The 3,923-nt window shown below is 66.7% G+C and carries 2 protein-coding genes; one reads left to right on the top strand and one right to left on the bottom strand.

Going from position 1 to position 3,923, the window contains the following annotated elements:
- Positions 1-1,926, bottom strand: a 1,926-nt coding sequence (locus tag TVC13_RS17820; protein ID WP_422402466.1) for a TPM domain-containing protein, incomplete at its 3' end; no start/stop codon positions are given.
- A gap of 320 nt (positions 1,927-2,246) precedes the next feature.
- On the opposite strand from TVC13_RS17820, the gene TVC13_RS17815 reads away from it, so the two are divergent.
- Positions 2,247-3,833 carry a trypsin-like peptidase domain-containing protein gene (locus TVC13_RS17815; protein WP_422402465.1) on the top strand — a complete coding sequence of 529 codons (1,587 nt, stop codon included), beginning with the start codon at positions 2,247-2,249 and terminating at the stop codon, positions 3,831-3,833.
- The last annotated feature ends 90 nt before the right edge of the window (positions 3,834-3,923 follow it).

Raw genomic sequence — 3,923 nt, 5'->3', positions numbered from 1 at the left:
GCGCAGGATCGAATCAATCAGGATGCCGCCCAGGATGGCGCCACCCAGGCCGCTGCCGCCGCCGCGGCCGCCGTACATGCCGCCGCCCCCGCCCCAGCCGCCCCTGCCGCCGAACCCGTCGACGTCCTGCTGTGCCATCTGTGAGGCCTGTGCGGCCAGCGCGTTGGCCTGCTGGGCGTAGGCCAGTGCGCTGACCGGGTCCGATGACTGCAGGGCGATGGCCTGCTGCAGGTTCCGCTCTGCTTCAGCGAGCCGGGTGCGGGCTTCGCTGCCGACGCCGCCGCGGCGGGCACGAATGTAGTCCGAGGTTCCGGCAATCTGGGCCTGGGCTGACATGATGGTGTGCTGCAGTGCGTCGCGGGCACGGCGTTCCTGTTCCTGCCGGTCCCGCAGCCCTTCCAGAGAGGCGTCGAGCTGTGCGTTGGCAGATTCCAGCCGCCCCAGCAGGTCCACCGGGTCGTACCGGCTGCCGCGTGCAGCGGCGACGGCTTCCAGTGCCTGTTCGACGCCGGCGATCGGGCCGGCCAGGGCAGGCTGGGCACCGCCCTGGGAGAACGCCCGTGCCTGGGCCAGGTCCTGGCGTGCGTCCGCGACGGCGCGGTCAAGTTCAGCTGCGGCAGCGTCCAGGCCGGACCCGGTCCGGTCGATGGCATCGAGCAGCACGTTGGCCTGGTGCACGCTTTCCTCCGCGGCGCGGACTGCCAGCACCGCGGAGGAGGTGTCCGAAGCCTGCAGCTTCTGCTGCGCGGTGTCTGCGGCATTCTCCACGAACGCCAGCCGTTCACGCGCCTGGTCGATGTTGTCCCGGACCTTGACCAGGGCACTGTCGCTGTAACGGGTCTCCAGCTGGTCCAGGGAGGCACGCGCTGAATCCAGGCGGGCTGAAGCCGCACGGGCCGAGTCCTGGGCAGAAGCCAGGGCAGCAGGTGCGTTGCGTTCCAGCTCCCGGAGAGCATCAAAGTCTTCCTTGTGTGCCTGGAGCGAGTCGTTGACGGCCTCGCAGCGGCGGATGATGTCCTTGAGCCAGGTCCGCTGCTGTTCCTCCGTATCCGGGATCTCATCATCGAGCTGCTGCTGCATCTTGAAGGACTCGCCCATGTGGGCCCTGGCCACGGCAAGGTCGTCCGTGAAGGTGGAGACGGCGTCATCACCGTACTGGGCGGCAGCGAAGGCGAGTTCCTGCTCGCTGGACTTGATGGCGTCGTCGGCTGCGACCAGCAGGCTTCCGGCGCGCTTGCGCAGGTCTGCGACGCTCATGGCATCCAGCGGGTCCTTCGGAGCGGTCTGTTCCCTGCTGGCTACCGCACGCTGTCCGCGCTTCCGGCTGCGGACCAGGAAAAAGACAGTGAAGGCACCAACGAGGACCACGGCAGCGACGACGAATGCCGGAACCAGGCTGCTGCCGCCGGTCGAAACTTCCCCGCTTCCGCCGCCGGCGATGTCCTCGAGCGACTCAGCGGCGTTGACGGCCGCTGCGGTCCAGTCCTGGGAGCTGATGTTCTGGTTTCCCAGCAGCGGCTCCGTAGCGGCGTCGATCATGGCATTGCGGCGGGTTTCGTTCAGGACAGACTGGTCGCCGGTGGCGACTTCAATCTTGCGTTCCTCCGTTGCGATGCTCAGGAGCGCTTCGCGCGAGCCCATGTCCTTGGAGGTGACTACGTCCTGCGCCCACGCCGTGGGATCGCTGGGGTCCGTGAAGCTGTCAACGAACACCACGTAGAGGGTATAGCCCGTACTTTCCTGGACGTCACGAATGGCCTGCTGCACTTCCGAGGTCCCGGAGGAGCCCAGCGAATCATTCGTGTCTACCAGGTACTGGCCCGGGGGAATGGTCACCGGAGGATCGGCATGCGCCGCCGACGGGGTGAACACCGCCAGCGCGCTCAGTGCCAGCACGGCTGCAAACCGCTTCGTCCTCAACCGCATAAAAGAATCCTTCGTCTGTCCGTAAACTGCACACGGGTCACGGGTCTGTGGGCTGCCTGGCGGATATGGTTTTGATTCTATGGGTGCCCTCACCGCCAGTCCACCACGAAACCGTATCCCATGATTCTGTACGTTCCCTCGGACTAAGCGCCCTGTGACTTGGGCAGACAAACGGGCCGGCGACTCGTTCGCTGTTTCTGCCTCATTCGGGAAATTCCCAGCAGACATTCAGAAACCTCGCGCCTCGGACACAGACTCCCCTGCGATAGTTGATAGGTCGATACTTGTGGGTACACCGAATTTTCGAAAGGACGGCCCATATGAGTGAGCACTTCGGGGGCACTGAAGGCCCGCAGCGGCCGTTGCCTCCCCGCCCGGCGACCCCGCCGGCGTCGTCCACTCCGGAGGCGGACAACCCGAACCACGCCTCTCCGGAAACCACCCGCCTTCCCTCAGGCGGTGCCCATCCAGCGCAGATGAGCGGCCGCCAGGACGCCGAACGGCCCGCATCCGGCCCCGCTCCAACCGGACAGGCTCCTTCCGGCGTTTTCCACACTGCCGGTTACAACAGCGCCGCAGGCCCCGCTCCGCAGTCACCGCCTGCCGGTTCCTATCAGACCGGGCAGCCGGGCCAGCCGAACCCGCCCGGCGCGTACGGGGTTGGCTACGGCGGCCCCGCCAACCGGCAGCCGTCCGACGGCGGACGCCGCCGGTACGGTACAGTAACCATCGTCACCGCCATGCTCATTGCCGGACTCTTGGGCGGCGGCGTAGCCGTGGCAGCAGATGCCGTCCTGGACAACGGTTCAGCTACGGCAGGGACCACCGGTCAGTCCAACACTGTGGTGGTCAATGACAAGGACAACGTCAACGCGATCACCGCTGCCGCCGTAAAGGCATCGCCCAGCGTTGTGACCATCGAAGTCTCCGGCTCCGGTTCATCCGGGAGCGGATCGGGAATCATCCTCGACGATGACGGGCACATCCTGACCAACACCCACGTGGTGACCCTTGGCGGCACGGTGGCCGACCCCAGCATTGAAGTCCAGACGGAAGATGGCCGGGTGCTCTCGGCTACCGTAGTTGGCACCGACCCCTTGTCAGACCTGGCTGTAATCAAGGTGGACGCGGACAACCTCACGCCGGCAACGCTCGGTGACTCGGACAACCTGAATGTAGGGGACTCCGTGCTTGCCATTGGTGCCCCGCTTGGTCTTGCCGGAACCGTCACGGACGGAATCGTGTCCACCCTGAACCGCACCATCAGCGTGCAGTCCTCCGCTGCTCCGGAATCCGATTCGGATTCCGCCCCGGAGGATGACGGATTCGGGTTCCGGTTTGCCCCGCCGGACGGCTCTTCCCAGAGCCAGAGCTCGGCGTCGAACTCGATCTACCTGAACGTGATCCAAACCGACGCGGCGATCAACCACGGCAACTCCGGCGGCGCCCTGGTCAACACGGACGGCGACGTAATCGGCGTCAACGTGGCCATCGCATCGGCCTCTTCGGGCTCCAGCGGTGAGGACAGCGGCAACATCGGCGTCGGGTTCGCCGTGCCGGCGAGCTACGCACAGCGTGTGGCTGATGAAATCATCGACAACGGCTCCGCCAGCCACGGGTTCCTCGGGGTTTCGGTAACCCCGGCAACCGGCTCCGGCTCGTCGTCCTCCTTCACGATCGGCGCGGAGATCGCGGATAACCCGGCGAGCGGAACTCCCGCCGCCCGGGCCGGCCTGCAAAAGGGCGACATCGTCACGTCTGTGGACGGCATTCCGATCACCGACGCGCAGTCCCTGACGGCTGCCATCCGCATGCAGGCGGCCGGCAGCAAGGTCAAGATCGACTATGTGCGGGACGGCCAAAGCGAAAGCACCGAGGCCACACTCGGGGATTCCGCAGACCAGTAACAACCCGCGCGTGCTATCCGGCTCCCCCCCCCCCCCGACCCGGCCGGCGGGGGGGGGGCCGTGTGGGGGCCCGCCGCGGGCGGGGCCCGG

This window comes from Arthrobacter sp. 3Tela_A, from assembly GCF_049311025.1.
Classification (GTDB): Bacteria; Actinomycetota; Actinomycetes; order Actinomycetales; family Micrococcaceae; genus Arthrobacter_B.
This window is presented reverse-complemented; position numbering and strand designations above follow the sequence as displayed.

Excerpts from the sequence above, each read along its gene's own strand:
- TVC13_RS17815 (WP_422402465.1), top strand. The coding sequence starts at position 2,247 with ATGAGTGAGCACTTCGGGGGCACTGAAGGCCCGCAGCGGCCGTTGCCT.